This is a genomic window from Tunturiibacter psychrotolerans (assembly GCF_051013365.1).
GTDB lineage: Bacteria > Acidobacteriota > Terriglobia > Terriglobales > Acidobacteriaceae > Edaphobacter > Edaphobacter psychrotolerans_A.
In genome coordinates this window covers 5,823,533-5,843,376 of sequence record NZ_CP132941.1, presented here as the reverse complement: position 1 = coordinate 5,843,376, position 19,844 = coordinate 5,823,533, and the positions used below count along the sequence as shown (strand labels likewise).

Sequence of the window (19,844 nt, the reverse complement as noted above, 5' to 3'; positions counted from 1 at the left end):
GCGTCTATTCGGTCCGCAACGCCGTCATAGGTTCGATATTCGCTGCACGCCGAGCAGGAATAAACCCCGCAATCGTAGCCGACCCCAGCAGCACAACCACCGCGATCAACAGACTCACCGGATCGTACGACCGCACACCATACAGTTGATCAGCCATCACCCTCGCTCCGAAGATCGCGATCGGTACACCAATCACGAGCCCCAGTCCAGCCTGAACGAACGCGCTTCGCATCACCATCCGCACGACCTTCCCACGGTCTGCTCCCAACGCCATCCGTAGCCCGATCTCGCTCGTTCTTCGCGCCACCTGATACGACGTGATTCCATACAAACCCACGGAAGCAAGCACCAGCGCAAGCCCTCCAAACAACATCGTGAGCCGGGCAATCAACCGCTCCTGCGTAAAGTTGTCAGCCACCTGGTAGTCCAGCGAGTGCAGATCAAGCACCGTCAGGTCTGGATTTATATTCGCCAGCGTTCGTCTCACCGTTGCGTCGAGATTCTGCGGCTCGCTCCGAAAAAATAGAGTCACCGAATTGATAAAGAGTGCGCGTCCTTCCGCCATCGTTTCATTCGGATCGGTCAGCCCCGTCAGCGTCTGATTGAGCGGACGAAAGTACATCGGCCTGAACTCGTCGCGCGGATTCTGATATTTGGCATCTGCCACAATGCCAACAATCTCGAACGACGACGAGAACTTCTGCTCGAAGACTCCGAAGTGCTTTCCTATGGGGTCTTCCTTGGGAAAAAACTTCTTCACAAACGCTTGATTCACCACGGCCACTAGCTGCGACGTTGCCGTATCCTGATTCGTAAATCCTCGCCCGCGCACAATCGGCTGTCCAACCGTCTCGAAGAATCGAGTACTCACTCTGTCCCACGAAGAGTTGTTATGGTCATTTGGTCCGGGCGCCGGTCGTCCGCTAACGAACACACCCTCGCCCCAGTTGTTTCCTTCAAGCGTGCTGTAAAGCGCCAGCCCAACGCTCTGCACTCCTGGCAACGACCCAAATTGATCTTCCAATGCCCTGTAAAACGCTGGAAGCGTCTCCGGCGTATAACCTGCGCCGGCCGGGTCAAGATGCAGCACATACCTGTTCGTCGTCTGAATTCCAAACTTCTGATGCTCCATATTTCGCAGGCTCTTCGTCAACAACCCCGCGCCCACCAACAGCACCAGCGACAGCGCTGCCTGAAACACAATCAATGATCTCTGCGGCAGCGACGCCCGATCTCGCGTCGAGCGGTTCGCACCACGCAATGCCTCCGCCGGATCGGCATGGGATGTAATCCAGGCCGGCACAACCCCAAAGATCACTCCGGTCAGCAGCGACAATAAAAACGCAAACCCCAGCACCGCCAGAGAAGGACTCGCGGCAATTGGCAGATTCGGCGAATCAGGAAATGCGAGAGACAAAATCACACGCGTCCCCGCATAAGCCACGATCAAACCGGCCAAACCACCCACACACCCCAGCAACAGGCTCTCCGTCAACATCTGCCGAATCAACCTGCTCCTCGCCGCGCCCAGTGCCATTCGCACCGAAGTATCAGCTCTCCTCGTCGTACCGCGCGCCAGCAGCAGGTTCGCAACATTCGCGCACGCAACCAGCAGCACCAGCCCCGAGATCGTCATCAGCAGATAAAGCCCCTTGCCCGTCTGCTTCTGCAGATTCTGTATCCCCGCGCCACCCGGCACGATCACCACATGTTGCTTTGGAATATTCGCCAACCCGCCATTTCGAGAGTAGCTAGGCTGCGCCGCAAGAAACTGTCTCAAGCTACCCGACATCTTGTCCTGCAGCGCGGTGACGCTAATCCCCGGCTTCAACCTCCCCACGGCATAGAGCCAATTGCTATCCCGCACATGCAAAATCGAATTCTTCCCTTCGATCGCGGGTTCCATCGCCAGCGGAATCCACAACGCCGGCGGATCGCTCCTGATCCGATCGCCAAAGAATCCCGGCGGAGCAATCCCCACCACCGTCGCGGGTTGTCCCTGCAGATAAAACGTCGAGCCCACCACCTTCGGGTCTCCACCATAATCCGACTGCCAGGCCTGATAACTCATCACCACCGCTGGAGCCGCACCCGGCGTATCATCCGCATCGGTCAACACCCGCCCTGCAAACGGTCCAATCCCAAACGTCGTAAAAAAGTTACCCGAAACATACTGTGCACGTTCAGACTTCGCCGGCTCCGAGCCTCGCCGCGTGGTCTTCTGTTCACCCCCCGCCTGCATCGCCGCAAGCCGCTCGAACTCCGGCGTAGTCTCCTGCAGATGCTTGTACAACTCATAAGAGAAAAGGTCGAAGTCCCCATTGTCATTGATGTAGCCACCATTGACGCAGCAGTCATCCAGGTCGCCCACACGAAACAGCGTCTTCGGATCCGCTACCGGCAGCGACTTCATCAGCACCGCGTGCACCAGTGTAAAGATCGCGGTATTTGCCCCAATTCCCAACGCAATCGTCAGCACAACGGTAATGGCAAAGCCAGGCGACTTGTAGAACTGACGCAAAGCAACCCACAGATCCTGCATGAAGTCCCTCCAGCGCTCGTGTGTCTCTCAGGCTCTTACGCTCCCATCGCCCGGTTAGTTCCAGACAATTTCGCCTAGTCCGACCAAGGCCACTCCTTCGATACCAGCCATAGCCACTCACCCCGCCACTCCACCGACCGAGTCGTATCATTCCGCCCAAACTAGAGGGCCTGGCTTCCATTCCGCCACATTGATGACAACTATCTGAACCATCGCACTTCGCATCCCGTATCCTAGTTAGGAATATGAGTTCCGAGCACAATAATCCCCGCAATCCCATCCGCATCGGCAGCCGAGGCTCCCAACTAGCCCTCTGGCAGGCCAACCACATCCTCTACGCCCTCCGCGACGCCGGCTATCACGTCGAACTCGAGATCATCCGCACCACCGGCGATCGCATGCAGCAGCCCGGCTTCGTCCCACCCCCCAACCTGGACGGCAAAGGCATCTTCATTAAAGAAATCGAAGAAGCCCTCGAAGAAGGCCGCATCGACCTCGCCGTCCACAGCCTCAAGGATCTCCCCACCAAACTCGCCCCTCAGTTCACCCTTGCCGCCATCCCCAAACGCGCCGACGCCCGCGACGTCTGGGTCTGCGAACCATACTGGGCGCTCCACACCCTCCCCACCGGTGGCCGCATCGGCACCACAAGCCCGCGTCGCCGCGCTCAGATCCTCGCGCTCCGCCCCGACGTCACCTTCGTCGATGTCCGCGGCAACATCGACACCCGCCTCCGCAAACTCGAGCAGGGCCAGTGCGACGCTCTCGTCCTCGCCGCCGCCGGCCTCGACCGCCTCAAGCGCACCGAATCCGTCCATCAGCGTTTCTCTCCCTGCGAACTCTGTCCCGCTCCCGGCCAGGGAGCGCTAGCCCTCGAAACCCGAAGCGAATCGCACGTCATCGACGAAGCCCGTGACGCCTACATCCGCAACGCCATCACCTTCCTTGAGCATCCCTACACTCGCTTCGCCATTGAAGCCGAACGCACCACCCTCGACGCCCTCGGCGGCGGCTGCTCCCTCCCCATCGGCGCTCACTGCTTCCACGAAGAAGGGAAGTGGAAGATGGTCGCTCAGGTCGTCTCACCCGACGGCGAATCCATGGTCCAGGTCGAAACTGAAGCCGCCAACGACGCCGATCCCACCGACCTTGGCCTCCACGTCGCCGACGACCTCAAATCCAGGGGAGCACTCGATCTCCTCGCTGTCCCAGCCATCTGAAGGACCTCACAAATCTTGAACGCTTAGCGTTCGCGGATCTGTTACGCGCTGCATCAGGCCAGCGGCGATCAGCATGCAAACGCCCCCGGCAATAATTGCGTATATCCGATTGTTGTGAAGAAAGTGCGTCATAATCCATCCGAAGAACAGCGATGCCAGGATCTCTGGCGTCACCACAAAAAAATTGAAGATCCCCATGTAGACTCCGGTTCTCTCCGGAGGCAGTGACGCCGCCAGCATGGCATACGGCATCGAAAGCGTGCTCGCCCACGCTATGCCCACACCCACCATCGTAAACAGCAGCATGTATTTGTTGTGCATCAAGACCACCGACATCAGCCCGATTGCCCCGCATAGCAAACACGCAGTGTGAGTCTTCTTGCGACCAATCGCCTTGGCAAGTCCTGGCAGCACAAACGAGAATGCAAAGCACACGGCCGAGTAGGCTGCGAAGCAGACTCCTCCCCACTCAACCCCCGCTTTATAGTTCGGTGAACCAGGGTCATTCGCGCCAAACACGTTGTGCGCCACCGCCACCGGGAAATAAAGCCACATGCAGAAAAGACCAAGCCAGGTAAACAACTGCACCGGCCCCAGCCTCCGCATTGTCTCCGGCGTATCCTTAACTGCCGCCAGTATCTCCTTCGCACTGGCCATCAACCCGGCCTTGCGGCTCTTGGCTCTGCGAAAAGCCTCCATGTCTTCTGGTGGATATTCTGGAGTGGTCACAATAGTCCACAACACGGCGCTCATAAAGGCAGCCGCCCCAATGTAAAAAGAGATCCGCACCGTGGTAGGTACAGCCCTCGCGTCCCCAACGACTTGATTCATGTGAAACACGTTGGTCAGTAACCAGGGAAGTGCCGACGCGATTACCGCGCCCAGGCCGATAAACAGACTTTGCATCGCAAAGCCCCGCGTCCTCTGCCCCTCCGGCAGAATGTCCGCGACAAACGCGCGAAACGGCTCCATGCTCACGTTGATCGACGCATCGAGAATCCATAACATCCCCGCCGCCATCCACAAGCTCGCACAGTTCGGCATCAAAAGCAGCATCAGCGAGCTGAGTATCGCTCCCGCAAGAAAGTAGGGACGTCGTCGCCCTAATCGTCCCCACGTGTTATCGCTGGCGTATCCGATGATTGGTTGAATCAGCAAACCTGTCAGCGGAGCGGCCAGCCACAGAATCGGAATCTGATCCGCCCTCGCTCCCAGATACTCGTAGATGGCGCTCATATTTGCCATCTGCAGACCCCAGCCAAACTGAATCCCCAGAAAGCCAAAGCTCATGTTCCATATCTGCCAGAAGCTCCGGTTCGGCTTTCTCATGGATGGTCTTCCTCTGGCATCAATTTCAAGCAGCGACGCAGGCTCAAATTCATAGCGGGCAAGCATAGCAGTCATTACCCGCCTGGGGACAGGGGAAAGAAAACAAGGCTTCGATCTTACCGCTCACCCAACATCAAAACAGCTCCCGAGAACGTCGACAGGCCTCCCGCAACTCAGCACGACCCCGATGTCGCCTTAGCGAGAATAGCGTCCATAGATCAGCCATCAATGCCTTTGAGGCCAATCAAATTTGTAGGCTCTTCATAATCCCCTTGTACTCGTCTTCTGTAAAAGCCCGCATCGTCTGTGTTGTAACTCCCCCCTTTGCAATCGTCGATAGGATCGCCTTCGCCATCACCTCATCGTTTGGCGCTTCGGTAATGATGACCATATCGTGAGTCCCCATCGTGAGAAAGTAGTGCAACATCTTAACGCCGTCCGCCGCAAACGCTTTCTTCGCAGCTTCCAGCCTGGCCGGACTCTCCTTCATGTTGTGCGCGCCTTGTTGCGTCCAGCGGCCGAGCGAAATATAAGTTGGCATAAGTTTTCTCCTTTGGTGCGGCATCCTAGGCCCGGAATGAGAATCAAGTCAACAAGCGCCGCATCAACCTCGCGTAAGACTCGTACCGCTGGCGCGACATACAATATCCAAAGGATGCCAACCCTAACCAACAGACGCATCCTCATCACGCGAACCCGCCACCAGGCCTCCGACCTCGCCGCTCAACTCGAAGCCCTCGGCGCGACCCCCATCCTCATCCCCACCATCGAGATCGCCCCTCCCGAAACCTACGCCCCACTCGACGCCGCCCTCACCTGTCTCCGCACCTACGATTGGCTCGTCTTCACCAGCGCCAACGCCGTCGAAGCCTTCCACCGCCGTGCCCAGTTCCAGCGCCTCACCCAACTCCCCAGACACATCGCCGTCATCGGCCCCGCCACCCTGCGCGCCGCCAACAACATCGGCCTCACAGTCGATCTCGTCCCACCGAAGTACATCGCCGAATCACTCGCCGAAGCGCTCCTCCCCGAAGCCTCCGGCAAATCCTTCCTTCTAGTCCGCGCCGCCGATGCCCGCGACACAATCCCCGAAGCCCTCACCACTGCGGGAGCCATCGTCACCATCGCCGAAGCCTACCGCAACCAAGTCCCCCCCGACTCCATCCCAGCCCTTCAAGCCCTCTTCCGAACCCCAGCAAGCTACCCCGACGCCGTCACCTTCACCAGCGCCTCAACAGCCCGCAACCTCATCTCTCTCCTCGAGACCGCAAGCCTCACCCTACCGCCAGGCATCCTCCTCGCGTCCATAGGCCCCATCACCAGCCAAACCCTCCGCGACCTCGGCTACGAACCCACCGTCGAAGCTGCCGAAGCCACCATACCCGCCCTCGTCCAATCGCTTCTGACTGCACTCACCTAGCAAAGATCCCATACGCATTCCCGGCAGCAGCGCTAAGACCGCGTCCACACCGCGAACGTCTCCCCCAGGTAGATCGGAATGCTCATACTACCCAAAGCGTTTTTCTGCACCATGCGATAGCCAAACTCGCTGGCAGGAATCCGATGCTGCGACAGACGGTACAAAATATATTCCAACGTAAACGAAGCAGGGCGACGATCGAAGGCGACCCACTGCAACCCCACCTTCTCTCCGCAAAGCTTCAAAGTATCCCGGTCAAAGTAGTTCAGATGTTCAGCAAGAAGCAAAGGCCATCGCTCGCCAAGCAGCCTCGCCTGAATGCTGCTGATATCCGGAAGATTCGCGAACAGATATCCCCCAGGTTTCAGCAAGCCTGCGCAATCTCCTAAAAATGCCACCGGATCGGTCACATGCTCCAGCACATCCCACAGCGTAAGCGCATCGAAAGACGCCGGAGCCAGGTTCGCCTCCTGAAGCGTAGAGCAGTACACTTCGCCGCGACCGCGAACCGCCTCCTTGGCATGGCTGGCCAGCACCTCCGAAGGCTCCACTCCCGTCACCGCCCATCCTGCCTCTGCAGCAACAGAGAGAAACGAACCCGACGCGCAGCCGACGTCCACCAGTTTCCCGCCCGAGGCATGTCGGCCCACCATCTTCAAATGCCGCTCAGCTGTCTTCAGCCGCCCAGGGGCTTCCTTCTCATAGACGGTAGGGTCCATCTGCCGATAAAGCGTGTGAAGCTCTTCATCCGCAGGCCGAAATTCGGAGAAGACAAACCGGCACGACTGGCAACGAAGTATCTTTCCGTGAGTCACGTTTGTCCGCGACGACCCCAGCGCGTCCGCAGCGAGAGTCCCACCCTTCGCGTCAATGTAGATCTCTATCTTTCCACCAGAACACAACGGGCACTTCGGTCCCACCGCATCAACTTCAGACATTCTCTCTCCACTGCGAAGCCCAATTTACCAGCAACAATCAGCCATCTTTAGAAACCGGCGCACCTGCACGTAAGTCGCGACAGACCGCGATCGGCACGCCATACCCACCAAGATACTAGATGAAACTTTTCTCGAACCTGCACGGCAAGGTCTTAATCGAGGACAGCTCTATCAATGAGAACTCCACGTCTTGTCCCCGGAGTTGCAAAGCCTCTCCAGCGTGCAGTCCACGCACCGAGGCTTCCGCGCCACACAGATCTGCCGCCCATGATGAATCAGCTCATGCGAAAATGCGATCCACCGATCCTGCGGAATGATCTTCATCAAATCCCGCTCCACCTTCTCCGGCGCACTCTCCTTGGTCAACTCGAGCCGCTTCGACAACCGCATCACATGCGTATCGACCACCACTCCCACCGCAATCCCGTACCACGACCCCAGCACCACATTCCCCGTCTTCCTAGCCACCCCCGGAAGCGTCAAAATCTCTTCCATCGTCTGAGGCACCTTCCCCCCAAACTCCTCGGTCACCACCCGCGCCGCGCCCTGAATCGACTTCGCCTTATTCCGAAAAAATCCTGTCGTCCGAATCAACTCCTCAAGCTCGGGCAGGGAAGCCGCCGCCATCGCCTTCGGCGTAGGAAACGCCTTGAACAGCGCCGGCGTCACCAGATTCACCCGCACATCCGTACACTGCGCCGACAGAATCGTAGCCACCGTCAGCTCCCACGCATTCTTGTGGTTCAGCGCACAAACCACTCCCGGATAAGTCTTCCGCAAAGCATCGAGAATCGCAGCGACCCGCTCCGACGCCAGAGGATTCACCGTCTTCCCAGCTTTCTTCTTAGCTGCCACCGGTTCAGACTTCGCGATCGCCCGAGCCTTCGCCCCAACCACAGCCTTAGCCTTCGCACCCCGCGGTTGCTCTGTCAGTGTTCCAGTCCGAACCACGGTAGTCTTCGCCATCCGCTCTAACCCAGCCGGTCCAGCATCTCTGCTGGCGGAACGCGCACACAGCTGAAGATCGGCGTGTCCTGCAACGTATACATACTGATCTCCGTCTCCCGAAGTTGCTGCACCAGATCCAGAAAGTCCTCCGGAAAGTTCGTCTCGAACGCCACAACAAACTCCTGGTCATCAATCCCGAACGAGTAGGTCGTATTCAACTTCACCCGCGGATACATCAGCCCAATCCGAATATGCTCATCCATCAGCCGCTTCCGCTCCGTAGCCGGAAGCAAATACCAAGGCCGCGTCTTCCAGAACGGATAGATAAAGATGTACTTCTGCCCACCCGGACGAATCGCTCCACGCCCTTCGCCCTCACTCTCATCCGGACGATCGATCTGATACTGCGACCGCTTCGTCATCGCCAAAAAGTTATGCGGCGAGTTCAAATACCCACCCAGCGGCGTCCGCATCAGCTCGCTGCGCATCTCATTCAACTCATCCACACCATACCCAATCGACCAGACGCACATATCCACATCGCCCCGCGTCCCAATCGTCGAGTACGTCAACGAAACAAACTCCCCCGGCTTATTCCACTTCGTCAGCACATCGACAAACGCCGACTTATGCTTCGCCTTCTCATCCGCAGGCAGTCTCCGCCACTCCGGCATCACCTTATAGAAGCTGAAGCAGACGATCTGCCGCTTCACCGCCGGCTTCGACGGATCATGCGGAGCGGCCCCATAGCTGCTCGCCGGTCGTCCCGTCGTCGCCGCAGCCGCTGTAGTTTCGCTAGAGATAGAGGTTCCTGCTTCCGTAACAGTATTCGACATGGTGCAAATCTCCTGACTCCTCCATGCTAGCTCATTCGCCCGTAACCCTCACCTCGTATACTGCACCTACATGTCAGAGAAGATCATCGCCCTCCTCATCGGCGCCATCGCCAGCGGCGGCTACGCCAGTGTCGTCCTCCTCATGGCCATCCAGTCCGCCTGCATCCCCATCCCCTCCGAAGTCATCATGCCTCTAGCGGGTTACGCCCTCGCGCACACCCAACTCCAGCTCATCATCCTCGCCACTGTAGCATCTCTCGCATCGAACCTCGGCTCCATCCCCGCCTACTGGGTCGGCGCAAAGGGCGGACGCCCCATGGTCGAACGCTACGGCAGCATGATGCTCCTCAGCCGCCGCGACCTCGACCTCGTCGATCACTTCTTCGCCAAGTACGGCTCCATCACCGTGCTCATCGGACGCATGCTTCCCATTGTTCGCACCTTCATCGCCTTCCCCGCCGGTGTCGCGAAGATGAACCAGCTCCGTTTCCACATCTACACCTTCATCGGCTCCTGGCCCTGGTGCTACGCCCTCGCCTACATCGGCATGAAGCTCGGTGCCACCTGGAACACCAACCCCCGCTTCAAAGAGATCTTCCACCGCTTCCACCTCGGCGTAGAAGCCATCATCATCATCGGCTTCATCTGGTTCGTAGTCTCCCACTGGAAAAACCGCATTCGCACCGAACCCGCATAGGAACTTCGGTGCGTTGGGGCGAGTCGAAGAGACTTTGATCTCCAAAACCCTGACAACGCCATCTAAGCCCGATGTATTACGCCAGCGCCAGCGGCACGGCCTCTTCCCAGCGTCCCTGTGCTTTCAAAATGAGTTCTATCACTTCGCGCGCGGTGCCTCGCCCCGCAAGTCGCTGAGTCGTGAAGTGACAGACCGCTCGCAACTCGGGCACTCCATCGGCCACGCAAACCGCCAACCCAGCTCGCTTTGCCAGAGGAATATCAGGCAGGTCGTCGCCCATATAAGCGACCTCTTCTTCCGTCACGCCGGCCTTTCGCATGCACTCCTCGAAAGCCTCTGTCTTTTTCGCCTGTCCCAGATAGACGAACGTGACCTTCAGCTCCTCGGCGCGCTTGGCTACAGCGGGTGAGGACCGTCCAGTGATAAATCCTGTTTGAATTCCCATCGTGTGGGCAAGCGAGAGTCCCTGCCCATCCTGGGCGTTGAATACCTTCATTTCGGATACGGCCGCCGAACCATCAGGGGAAGTCGATGAAATCAGGCATACGCCACCATCCGTTAGGGTGCCATCCACGTCCATCAGGAAGAGCTTAATCTTCCGGGCGCGTGCCAGCACATCGGGCGAAGCGAGGGCAACGGCTACGTCGGTCATACGAACGATTCTAATGCAGACGTCGGCGGCCTCACTCGGCACTGCGGATATCGCACGCCCTCGCGCCGCCACTCCATTTGCCGCCACCCTCCCCGCTAAGCGATACTAAAGAGTCCGCATTACACGGAATATCGCACGATAGAAGGGTACCGCCAAGAATGTCTACACCCCCGGCCGCTAAGCCAGCATCCGCTGCGCAAGACGCGGCAGCCATCAAGCCTGCCACTGGAAAACTAGGCGTCATGATTCCCGGCATGGGAGCCGTCGCCACCACGCTCATCGCCGGAGTAGAAGCCATTCGCCGCGGCTTCGCCAAACCCATCGGTTCCACCACCCAGATGGCCACCATCCGCCTCGGCAAACGCACCGACGCACGCAGCCCACTCATCAAAGAGTTCATCCCCCTCGCAGACCTCAACGACCTCGTCTTCACCGGCTGGGACATCTTCGGCGGCAACCTCTACGACGCAGCCAAGACCGCGCAGGTCCTCGACCGCGACCAGCTCGAACAGATGCGTCCCTTCCTCGAGTCCATCGAGCCCATGCCCGCCGTCTTCGACCAGCACTACGTCAAGCGCCTCACCGGCCAGAAGGTCAAGACCGGCAAGAACAAGTGCGACCTCGCCAACCAGATCCGCAACGACATTGCTGAGTTCAAAACCAAGACCGACCGCCAGGTCATGATCTGGTGCGGCTCCACCGAGATCTACCTCGAGCAGACCGCCGTCCACCAGACACTCGAAGCCTTCGAGAAGGGCCTCGTCGACAACGACCCCGGTATCTCCCCCTCGATGATGTACGCCTGGGCCGCGCTCAAGGAAGGCGTCCCCTTCGCGAACGGCGCACCCAACCTCACCGTCGACATCCCCGCACTGCAAGAGCTCTCCAAAAAGATGAACGCTCCCATCTGCGGCAAGGACTTCAAGACCGGACAAACCTTCATCAAGACCGTTCTCGCTCCTGCGTTCAAGGTCCGCAACCTCGGCGTCAGCGGCTGGTACTCCACCAACATCCTCGGCAACCGCGACGGCGAAGTCCTCGACGATCCCGACTCCTTCAAGACCAAAGAGGTCTCGAAGCTCGGCGTCCTCGAACACATCTTCCAGCCCGAACTCCACCCCGACCTTTACAAGGACCTCTATCACAAGGTCCGCATCAACTACTACCCACCTCGCGGCGACAACAAAGAAGGTTGGGACAACATCGACATCTTCGGCTGGCTCGGCTATCCCATGCAGCTCAAGGTAGACTTCCTCTGCCGCGACTCCATCCTTGCCGCACCTCTCGCCCTCGACCTGATCCTCTTTATGGACCTCGCTGCCCGCACACCTTTACTGCGTGGCCTCGGTATTCAGGAGTGGCTCAGCTTCTACTTCAAGGATCCCGACTCCGCACCCGGCGTCTACCCTGAGCACGACCTCTTCATCCAACACATCAAGCTGAAGAACACTCTCCGTCACATCATGGGCGAAGAGCTCATCACTCACCTCGGCCTCGACTACTACGGCGACTAGCCTCACATCGAAATCCGACGACAAAAGGCGGCTGTGAAGACTTCTTCACAGCCGCCTCTACCGTTAACGAGATTCGCTTGCCTGCTGCCCTAAGGTTGGACCAGGGGAACCTGCGACGCTAGCTGCAAGTCAATCAGCATGACCAGACGCCGATCCATCTGGAAAAATAGAGCGGTCTTTCTGCCCGAGATCACTTGGCTGAAGATCGGGACGTACTTAAGTCGCAACTGCGCTGCCTGCGCATCGACGGTCAGCAAATTGTTAGTGAGTGCCAGGGCATGCTCATCCGTGAGCGAACTGTTCAAGGTGTTGGCATATTCCTTAATGACCCCATACTTCGCATCATTGATCTTGACCAACTCTGCGGTGTACTGGTCATAAAGAGGCCAGAACTTCACCGCCTCGGCATCACTCAGCTGAAGATTCGCGGCAATAATCTGTTTCTTCTGAGAGCGAATATCTTTCCTGAGTAAATCGACGTCCTGATCTACAGTGTTCTGGGCCGGTGGGTTGGAGGGTGTTTGCGCCGAACTTTGACCACGAGACACGCCAGTCAAAATCAAAATTGATGCCAGGCTGATCGATAGAAGATTCTTCGTCGTCACAGATGTCTCCTCTTATTTCACGTTTTCTTTTTATGTAGACCCGCGACCTGGCCCGGAAGGCGGATGGGTGCCATCTGATATCACGCCAACCGAACTGTCAACTCCATCTGGCGCTGCACATCGTCAATTCACGCCGCAGCTGTCCGAAACCAACGCGCACCCGTATGCAGACGCGAACTCGAAAACCTACTCCGCCACTTCCATCATCTTCGCCCAAAGCATCTTCGTCCCCGAATCGGTCTTAGCCGACACCGGAAGAATCTCCTCCACCTCGTGGAACTTTTTCAAAGCAGCAATCGACTTCGCCAGCTGATTATTCGACAGCCGATCCGCCTTGGTCCCCACCACAAGATACGGCCGCTGCGTCTGTTTGAAATATGTAATCAATTGAGTATCATTTTCCTGCGGCGGAATATTCGTATCCACCAGGCAGATGCAAAGCGCCAGCGTCTCCCGTTCCGCAAGATAAGGTTCAATAAACGACGGCCACTCCGCCGAAATCGACTTCGAAATCTTCGCATAACCATACCCGGGCAAATCAGCGAAGATCAACGTAGGCCGCACCTTCATCTTGTCGCCCGAACCCTCATGTAACGCAAAGAAATTAATCGCCCGCGTTCGCCCCGGCGTTGAAGAAACCTTTGCCTCCTGCGATCCCAGCAGTGAATTAATCAGCGAAGACTTGCCCACATTCGAGCGCCCCAGAAACGCCACCTCAGGCGCTCCATACGTCTTCGCCTCAGAAGGGAAGTGCGCGACATCGGTCGCAGACAACAAAAAAACAGGATTCAGCCGCATCCCACAAGTCTACCGTCAATAGTCTCCGCTCCCCGAAACAGCGCAGCCGCAAAAAAAGGCACCTGCTCCCAAACAAAGGAGCAGGTGCGGTACCGCTTCAATATTTATTGTTGTGGTGGCGGCAGGGGGGCTGGCTCGGTTTCCTGTGGCTCCCTCGGCTCTCTCGCCCTCGCCGTAACCGTGACAGGCGCCGTCAGGTGGAAGGTCACGGTGGACTCGGACGGAATCACAACGTCCTTGTTGCCCGTAAACGCCGCGCCAGCCGTTCCAGCGCCCGCGCCCAGCAGTCCGCCGATCAGCGCGCCCTTGCCGCCGCCGGCCAATCCTCCGATCAAGGCACCCCCACCCGCACCGCCACCGATAAACCCGGCGCTCCGTTTCCCCTTGCCCTTTTCATCCTTCTCATAGGAACTCGTGCTGACAGACATTCCCGAAATCGAGGTCACAGCGATACCAAGCGCACCCGACCCCTTGAACTTTCCGCGGCCCTTCGCAGCTACCACCGTACCGACAACATGGGCTCCACGCGGGAAGACAACTCCACCCCCCGAACTCTTCACCGGAGCGGCCAACACCCCAGTAAACCCATCCCCAACATTATTATGGCTCGCGCTCAGCTGTTCGGTTACGGTCACCGTAACCGCAGTCCCTGCCGGAGCAGTAATCCTCACCGGCGGCGGAGGAGGTGGAGGAGGTAGCGGAGCCGCCGCAACTGCCGGCGATGCCGGAGGCGGTGGCGGCACAGCGGGAACCGACGTCGTCGGCGATCCCGCAGGCGGGGCAGCAGTCATCGCTGAATTTGTGGAATTCGGTGCCGCCGCAGGCGTCGCATCGGGGCTCGCACTTTGTGTCGGAGCCGGAGCGGGAGCAGGCGTTGAGCTCTTGCATCCGCTCAAAAGTAGGGTCGACGAAAGAGCTAAGCTTGCTACGAGATACATCGTTTTCAAACGCATGGTCTTTCTCCGGTCGCAAGGATCTGATTGGCGAAGCACTCTACTGGGATAGATTAGCCTTCTTTCCTGAAAGTTGTCCGAAAATCAGAGTGGGCGAAGGAAGCTAACCTGGACCAGTTCTGTCATCCGGCAATGGTGATTCCTCTTCCTGTATAAGGTGTAGACCGTCATTAACCAATTGGCCACTATTCAGAAGCTGCAATTACTTGCATATCGCACCAGTGAAAGCTCTTGCAAAACACTGCCTCCGTGGTCCACACTTCAAACCTGTCCCATACGAATGACCCAAAAGTGTCACGAGTTATTTAGCAACAGAATGACCAACCTCGGTTATGCTCCATCATGAGATGTTGAGAAGTTTCCAGTTGTCTCGTAACTGTCCTCCCCACAGGGGCCTTCCTTTCCGAAGAAGCTCCGTTATCGAAGGATGTTCCAGATGTTCTATTAGAGCTTTTTCTTTGACCTGGCAATTCGATACCCTTTTTCCCCAGCCTGTCTCACTTCTTAACTTGACGTTGTCCGCTGGTCATCACACCTTGTCGCTACAGAATCTACCTTGAACAGCAAACCGTACTACCACCTTCGGAGGGAACACCCATGATTGGCAATTCTTTCGCCCGGCTGACGGGCTCAAAGCGAAATCTGCTCGCGCTTATGGCTTCGAGCGCGGTATTCACGGCCGGTTGCGCCAATATGGCGACCACGGCTTCGAACCCAACCCCGCTCGGTCAGGCTGCCACACTCAGCGGGAAGATCCATGGAGGCAATCAGCCTGTCGTTGGAGCAACCGTTAACCTGTACTTCTCCGGACTAAAAGGCGGAACGCCAGCCGCTATCGCCGCTACGACGACGACCGACACCGCAGGCTCCTTCGCCTTTAGCAAGGACCCCGTCAACGGCAACACCGATACTGGAAATACCTTCTCCTGCCCAACAGGCTACAACCCACTGGTCTACGTGATCTCGAAAGGCGGAAATACTCAGAACAACGGTGACCCAACCCAGACAAACGCCGCTGCAGCCTTCATCTCGGTCTACGGCAACTGCCAGGGGCTTAGCGCGGCCAATCACGTCGACATGACAGAAGTGACCACTGTAGCCACAATGGCTGCGGTTCAACAGTTCTTCAACCCATTTGGCACGATCAACGATGCCATCGTCTTCGACGGCACGGGACAGCAGTCCAACATCGTAACTCAGTTCCCCGCTACCATTGCTCTTCTGGCTGATCCCTCCGCCGGCACAGCTGTCACCTCGACAACGCTGACCGCCGGTACAGGCAACATCAATCCCGCTGTCACCGTCACTGCAACGCCAGAGCCCGGCAAGGTCAACCTGCTCGCGAACATTCTCTCGGCTTGCATCAACCAGGCCACCGGAGCCGCAGCCAACTGCAGCTCTCTCTTCACCGCCGCTGTGCCGCCAAACACCGGATTTACCACTAACTTCGGCAACTCGAGCTTCGCACCGGCCATCGACACACTTCAGGCCATCTACTACATGCTTACCAACCCGAGCAGCGGCGGCACTTCCAACGTGGCTACCCTCTTCGGCCTCGCCGGCGGAGTCAGCGGCCCCTACCAGCCGGCGCTCGCTACCCAGCCGACGGATTGGACCATCGCGCTTAACTACACCAGCACCAGCACCTGCGGCACCACCACAGGAGGCAGCGGCGGTTTCATCAGCGGGCCGATCGACATCAACATCGATGCAGCTGACAACGTCTGGATCGCCAACTCCCAGGCCGGTACAGGCAATCTCTCAGAGATCTCGGGCGCTGGCGTACCGACTACCTGCGTCTTCCTTGGCAGCGGCGGATCTCAGGGCGGCGCCACCATTGACTCGGCAAACAACGTCTGGATCGGATCGGGCGCAAACCTCTATCGCTACAATCCCACCACCACCGTCGCCACCACCTTCCCGGTTACCGTGTCGCCCATCGGCGTCACCGCAGACGGTGTAGGAAACGTCTACTTCACTGCCGTCAACGGTGCCGTTGGCTCCCTCTACCAGCTCCCCGGAGCCGCAGGATCGGGCGGCGCGGTCACTGCTCTTCAAATCTCCGGCAACGTCGGAGCCCACCCGGTTCGCCTCATGCCGGACTTCCAGGGCAATGCGGTGCAGGGCAATATCTTCGTTACCTCCGGCACGACCTCCGTTGCCGAGGTCTCGCCCAGCACTGGAAGCGGAAACCTGAACGGCTTCCTTACCTCTTCCATTCCAACCTCCGGCAACTCCTATGGCATCTCCATCAGCCACGACAACAGACTCTTCATCTCATCCATCGACAGCGGTGCTATCGATGGCCTCGTTCTTTCCGCAGGCACCTACACAAATATCTCTGGCTTCCCCTTTACCACTCCGGGCACCATCGGTATCGCCACTCCGACCTCGATCTCAGTCGATGGTCGTCTCAACGTCTGGATTCCCAACAATACCAACGGCACTGGCACAGGCAGCGTAAGCGAACTCGCAAGCCAGGGCACTGCAACCGGACTCTCTCCCTCTACCGGATTCCAGAAGGATGCTTCCTATCTGACCTCCGGGCGCGCTCTCGCAGTCGACCAGGCCGGTAACGTCTGGGTCGCAGGCGACGGTACCAACTTCATCACTGAGATCGTCGGCGCCGGTGTTCCCCTCTTCCAGCCCTACGCGATTGGTTTGAAGAACGGCCGCTTCCAGACCATCCCCTAATCCAACCCTTCACCAAACCACAAGAGACCCCGGAGTCATTCCTCCGGGGTCTTCTTCATTCATCCCGTAATTGACCAATCCATCTTCATCGCTCTCGGCGTCCATAACAGCCCTGGCTCTTCCGGTAGAGTAAGAGTAGTTTGCGAAAACACTATCCATTCCATCCTCTCCGCAGAATGCATTTGACGATCTCTCATGGGTAAGCAGAGCCTCACGCATCCTCCCCGCACCAAATACGATGCCCGCGGGATTGCACTCTTTCTTCTCTGCCTCCTGTCTCTCCCCAGGCTCTCCGCCCAGACCGCTTCGGTCTCCGCACTGACGATTCCCCTCATTCTTCCGTCTGCCATCGTCTTTGACGCAACTGGCAACCTCTACTTCGCAGAAACAGGCAACCACGTCATCCGCAAGGTCGACACAGTCGGCAACATCACCATCATCGCTGGCACCGGCACCCAGGGCTTCTCCGGCGACCTGGGCCCCGCAACCTCCGCAACGCTCGACTCCCCCCAGGGTTTGGCCCTCGACACAGCCAGCAATCTCTACATCGCTGACACGCACAACCAATGCATCCGCAAACTCAACCTCACCACAGGCGTCATCACTACGATCGCCGGCAGCACCTCCGGCTTCTCCGGAGACGGCGCTTCTGCCCTATCCGCCCAACTCAGCCTCCCGACTGCCCTCGCGCTCGACTCCTCCGGCAATCTTTACATCGCCGACACGGGCAATCACCGCATCCACAAGCTCAACCTCACCACCACCATCATCACGACGCTTGCGGGTAATGGCACACAAGGCTACTCCGGCGACCTAGGTCCAGCCACATCCGCTGCCATCGACTCCCCCACGGGCATCGCGTTGGACGCCTCCAGCAATCTTTACCTCGCCGACACCCATAACCATCGCGTTCGCAGAATCAACGCCGACAATGGCGTCATCACCACCATCGCCGGCACCGGCTCACCTGGCTTCTCCGGCGACACCACCGTCGGGACTGCTGCAAATCTCGCGCTCCCCCACGGCCTCACCTCGGATTCCGCCGGCAACCTCTACCTCGCCGACACCGCCAACCACCGCATCCGGCGTATCGATGCCACGACCGGCATCATCTCAACCGTTGTTGGCGACGGCACCCAGGCCTTTGCCGGTGACAACGGCCCACCTACCGCCGCCTCACTCGACAGTCCCACCGCAACAACACTCTCACCGGCGAGCAGCCTGACCCTCTCTGACACCGGCAATCAGCGCATTCGTCAGGTAGTAACTCAACCCTCCTCAACCTCGATCACCACCATTGCAGGTGTCGGCGTCACCGCCCCGGGAGTCCTCAACCTCACCGCTCCCTCCGTTATCCCCTACGGCACCGGGCAACTCACAGCCTCTCTTGCAACCAGCCCAGCCACCGGCACGGTTACATTTTTCGAAACCGTCAACACCACAACGAAAACCCTAGGCTCGTCTCCCGTCGTCTCCAACACCGCCACTCTCTCAACTTCAAGCCTCGCTGCCGGCGCTTACAATCTCACGGCAACCTACTCCGGTGATCAGACCCATCCGTCCGCACAGAGTTCTCAACTCGCTCTGACCATCACGCCCCTTGAACTCACCGCGACCATCGCACCAATCTCCCTCCTCTACGGACAACCGATTCCGAACCTGAGCGGTACCATCACCGGCGTCCTTCCCCAGGACGCAGCAAATCTCACCGCCACCTTCACCACTACCGCCACCGTCGGCTCACCCGCCGGTACTTATGCCATCACGCCCATCTTCAAAGGCTCAGCGGCAGGGAACTACACCGCTGCATCCCCCGCAGCGATCACCATCCACCCAGCCGCCACTCTGATCACGCTCAGCAATCTCGTAGCAACCGGCACTACCGGATCGACGGTGACCCTCACCGTCCACGTCGCCAGCACAACCATCGGCACCCCACCCGGTTCTGTCACCTTGCTCGATGGCAATAGCCCCCTCTCCACCATCCCCCTCTCAAGCTCAGGCGACGCGGTCTTCCTCACCTCCACTCTCGCCCAGGGCGCTCACAACTTCACCGCGGTCTATGACGGAAGCCCGAACTTCACCCCCAGCCTCTCCGCCCCTCAACTGATCACAATCGGAACAGGCCCACCCGCAAACCCCGACTTCGCGCTCGCCGCAACCGGCACCACCACACAGACGATTCTCTCCGGCGCAAGCACCAGCTTCACGTTCGCCGTCCAGATGCAGAACAATCTATCCAGTCCAATCACGCTGGCCGCCACCGGTCTCCCGAATCTCGCCACCGCATCCTTCAACCCCGCGTATCTACCCCCTGGCGGTACGCCCAACACCTTCACCATGACCATCGTGACGCCGAAGACGACCGCGACGAACGTCAATCCGCACGGCCGCCTCTTTCAGCCATTCCTTGCCGCAATCTTTCTGCTATGCCCCATCGCCGGTCTAGCCTTACCCCCACGCAAACGCGGCGCAGCAACAAGGTTCGTCCTGCTCACCATCGCCGGCATCACCCTCCAACTCACCTGCGGCTGCGGAGACCGCATCAAGACCGATCCAGCATTATCCAGCCAGTCGAAAACCTACGCCATCACGGTCACCGGCACGGCCACCGGCCCAACCGGAAACGCCCTGCAACACTCCGCCACCGTGACCCTCGTTCTCGATCCCGCCAGCTGAGTCCTCAGCCACACAGCAA

Annotated in this window: 17 protein-coding genes; 6 read left to right on the top strand and 11 right to left on the bottom strand. The window is 58.5% G+C overall.

Translation table 11 applies throughout. From position 1 onward, the window contains the following. Positions 1 to 4 precede the first annotated feature (4 nt). Positions 5 to 2,542, bottom strand: coding sequence for an ABC transporter permease (locus tag RBB76_RS24880; protein ID WP_429633768.1), 2,538 nt, complete (start codon positions 2,540 to 2,542; stop codon positions 5 to 7). 245 nt (positions 2,543 to 2,787) lie between these two features. Between RBB76_RS24880 and hemC the strand changes: the two genes are divergently transcribed. Then, complete coding sequence (hemC, locus tag RBB76_RS24875) at positions 2,788 to 3,762, top strand: hydroxymethylbilane synthase (RefSeq protein ID WP_429633766.1); 975 nt, start codon at positions 2,788 to 2,790, stop codon at positions 3,760 to 3,762. A 6-nt stretch (positions 3,763 to 3,768) separates the two neighbouring features. Here the strand turns inward: hemC and RBB76_RS24870 are convergent, their stop codons facing one another. Both RBB76_RS24870 and RBB76_RS24865 read right to left on the bottom strand, forming a co-directional pair. Next, on the bottom strand, positions 3,769 to 5,091 hold the full coding sequence (locus tag RBB76_RS24870) for an MFS transporter (RefSeq protein WP_429633764.1): 1,323 nt from the start codon (positions 5,089 to 5,091) through the stop codon (positions 3,769 to 3,771). Between the two features lie 244 nt (positions 5,092 to 5,335). Then, entirely contained in the window at positions 5,336 to 5,632 is a 297-nt protein-coding gene (locus tag RBB76_RS24865; RefSeq protein WP_429633762.1) for a GYD domain-containing protein, read from the bottom strand. Between the two features lie 114 nt (positions 5,633 to 5,746). Here RBB76_RS24865 and RBB76_RS24860 point away from each other — a divergent pair, with 114 nt between their 5' ends. Beyond that, positions 5,747 to 6,511, top strand: a complete 765-nt coding sequence (locus tag RBB76_RS24860; protein WP_429633760.1) for a uroporphyrinogen-III synthase — start codon at positions 5,747 to 5,749, stop codon at positions 6,509 to 6,511. A gap of 32 nt (positions 6,512 to 6,543) precedes the next feature. Here RBB76_RS24860 and RBB76_RS24855 read toward each other — a convergent pair whose 3' ends face one another. The 3 genes from RBB76_RS24855 to RBB76_RS24845 form a co-directional block, all read right to left on the bottom strand. Next, complete coding sequence (locus RBB76_RS24855; RefSeq protein WP_429633758.1) at positions 6,544 to 7,449, bottom strand: class I SAM-dependent methyltransferase; 906 nt, start codon at positions 7,447 to 7,449, stop codon at positions 6,544 to 6,546. A 171-nt stretch (positions 7,450 to 7,620) separates the two neighbouring features. After that, positions 7,621 to 8,415, bottom strand: a complete 795-nt coding sequence (gene nth / locus RBB76_RS24850) for an endonuclease III (RefSeq protein ID WP_429633756.1) — start codon at positions 8,413 to 8,415, stop codon at positions 7,621 to 7,623. Positions 8,416 to 8,420: 5 nt separating this feature from the next. Further along, positions 8,421 to 9,233, bottom strand: coding sequence for a chlorite dismutase family protein (locus RBB76_RS24845; protein ID WP_429633754.1), 813 nt, complete (start codon positions 9,231 to 9,233; stop codon positions 8,421 to 8,423). 70 nt (positions 9,234 to 9,303) lie between these two features. Here RBB76_RS24845 and RBB76_RS24840 point away from each other — a divergent pair, with 70 nt between their 5' ends. Continuing rightward, positions 9,304 to 9,930, top strand: a complete 627-nt coding sequence (locus RBB76_RS24840; protein WP_429633752.1) for a DedA family protein — start codon at positions 9,304 to 9,306, stop codon at positions 9,928 to 9,930. A 76-nt stretch (positions 9,931 to 10,006) separates the two neighbouring features. Here RBB76_RS24840 and RBB76_RS24835 read toward each other — a convergent pair whose 3' ends face one another. After that, a complete protein-coding gene (locus RBB76_RS24835; RefSeq protein ID WP_429633750.1) occupies positions 10,007 to 10,582 on the bottom strand; it encodes a KdsC family phosphatase in 576 nt (191 codons plus the stop codon). Between the two features lie 158 nt (positions 10,583 to 10,740). On the opposite strand from RBB76_RS24835, the gene RBB76_RS24830 reads away from it, so the two are divergent. Further along, entirely contained in the window at positions 10,741 to 12,096 is a 1,356-nt protein-coding gene (locus RBB76_RS24830) for an inositol-3-phosphate synthase (protein WP_429633749.1), read from the top strand. An 89-nt stretch (positions 12,097 to 12,185) separates the two neighbouring features. Here RBB76_RS24830 and RBB76_RS24825 read toward each other — a convergent pair whose 3' ends face one another. From RBB76_RS24825 to RBB76_RS24815, 3 genes are all read right to left on the bottom strand, one after another. Then, on the bottom strand, positions 12,186 to 12,701 hold the full coding sequence (locus RBB76_RS24825) for a hypothetical protein (protein ID WP_429633747.1): 516 nt from the start codon (positions 12,699 to 12,701) through the stop codon (positions 12,186 to 12,188). Between the two features lie 186 nt (positions 12,702 to 12,887). Beyond that, a complete protein-coding gene (gene yihA, locus RBB76_RS24820; protein WP_429633745.1) occupies positions 12,888 to 13,499 on the bottom strand; it encodes a ribosome biogenesis GTP-binding protein YihA/YsxC in 612 nt (203 codons plus the stop codon). 104 nt (positions 13,500 to 13,603) lie between these two features. Continuing rightward, positions 13,604 to 14,452, bottom strand: a complete 849-nt coding sequence (locus RBB76_RS24815) for a hypothetical protein (RefSeq protein WP_429633743.1) — start codon at positions 14,450 to 14,452, stop codon at positions 13,604 to 13,606. 597 nt (positions 14,453 to 15,049) lie between these two features. Between RBB76_RS24815 and RBB76_RS24810 the strand changes: the two genes are divergently transcribed. Continuing rightward, positions 15,050 to 17,146 carry a hypothetical protein gene (locus RBB76_RS24810; RefSeq protein ID WP_429633742.1) on the top strand — a complete coding sequence of 699 codons (2,097 nt, stop codon included), beginning with the start codon at positions 15,050 to 15,052 and terminating at the stop codon, positions 17,144 to 17,146. A gap of 9 nt (positions 17,147 to 17,155) precedes the next feature. Here RBB76_RS24810 and RBB76_RS24805 read toward each other — a convergent pair whose 3' ends face one another. Continuing rightward, positions 17,156 to 17,305, bottom strand: coding sequence for a hypothetical protein (locus tag RBB76_RS24805; protein ID WP_429633740.1), 150 nt, complete (start codon positions 17,303 to 17,305; stop codon positions 17,156 to 17,158). 36 nt (positions 17,306 to 17,341) lie between these two features. Here RBB76_RS24805 and RBB76_RS24800 point away from each other — a divergent pair, with 36 nt between their 5' ends. Beyond that, complete coding sequence (locus tag RBB76_RS24800) at positions 17,342 to 19,825, top strand: Ig-like domain repeat protein (protein ID WP_429633738.1); 2,484 nt, start codon at positions 17,342 to 17,344, stop codon at positions 19,823 to 19,825. Positions 19,826 to 19,844 lie beyond the last annotated feature (19 nt).

What these genes read in the sequence shown, in the direction of transcription:
- RBB76_RS24835 (WP_429633750.1), bottom strand. Translation starts at nt 10,582, where the DNA reads ATGACCGACGTAGCCGTTGCCCTCGCTTCGCCCGATGTGCTGGCACGC.
- nth (WP_429633756.1), bottom strand. Translation starts at nt 8,415, where the DNA reads ATGGCGAAGACTACCGTGGTTCGGACTGGAACACTGACAGAGCAACCG.
- RBB76_RS24865 (WP_429633762.1), bottom strand. Translation starts at nt 5,632, where the DNA reads ATGCCAACTTATATTTCGCTCGGCCGCTGGACGCAACAAGGCGCGCAC.
- RBB76_RS24870 (WP_429633764.1), bottom strand. Translation starts at nt 5,091, where the DNA reads ATGAGAAAGCCGAACCGGAGCTTCTGGCAGATATGGAACATGAGCTTT.
- RBB76_RS24800 (WP_429633738.1), top strand. Translation starts at nt 17,342, where the DNA reads ATGGGTAAGCAGAGCCTCACGCATCCTCCCCGCACCAAATACGATGCC.
- RBB76_RS24860 (WP_429633760.1), top strand. Translation starts at nt 5,747, where the DNA reads ATGCCAACCCTAACCAACAGACGCATCCTCATCACGCGAACCCGCCAC.
- RBB76_RS24845 (WP_429633754.1), bottom strand. Translation starts at nt 9,233, where the DNA reads ATGTCGAATACTGTTACGGAAGCAGGAACCTCTATCTCTAGCGAAACT.
- RBB76_RS24855 (WP_429633758.1), bottom strand. Translation starts at nt 7,449, where the DNA reads ATGTCTGAAGTTGATGCGGTGGGACCGAAGTGCCCGTTGTGTTCTGGT.
- RBB76_RS24880 (WP_429633768.1), bottom strand. Translation starts at nt 2,542, where the DNA reads ATGCAGGATCTGTGGGTTGCTTTGCGTCAGTTCTACAAGTCGCCTGGC.
- yihA (WP_429633745.1), bottom strand. Translation starts at nt 13,499, where the DNA reads ATGCGGCTGAATCCTGTTTTTTTGTTGTCTGCGACCGATGTCGCGCAC.
- RBB76_RS24830 (WP_429633749.1), top strand. Translation starts at nt 10,741, where the DNA reads ATGTCTACACCCCCGGCCGCTAAGCCAGCATCCGCTGCGCAAGACGCG.
- RBB76_RS24810 (WP_429633742.1), top strand. Translation starts at nt 15,050, where the DNA reads ATGATTGGCAATTCTTTCGCCCGGCTGACGGGCTCAAAGCGAAATCTG.
- RBB76_RS24815 (WP_429633743.1), bottom strand. Translation starts at nt 14,452, where the DNA reads ATGCGTTTGAAAACGATGTATCTCGTAGCAAGCTTAGCTCTTTCGTCG.
- hemC (WP_429633766.1), top strand. Translation starts at nt 2,788, where the DNA reads ATGAGTTCCGAGCACAATAATCCCCGCAATCCCATCCGCATCGGCAGC.
- RBB76_RS24840 (WP_429633752.1), top strand. Translation starts at nt 9,304, where the DNA reads ATGTCAGAGAAGATCATCGCCCTCCTCATCGGCGCCATCGCCAGCGGC.
- RBB76_RS24805 (WP_429633740.1), bottom strand. Translation starts at nt 17,305, where the DNA reads ATGGATAGTGTTTTCGCAAACTACTCTTACTCTACCGGAAGAGCCAGG.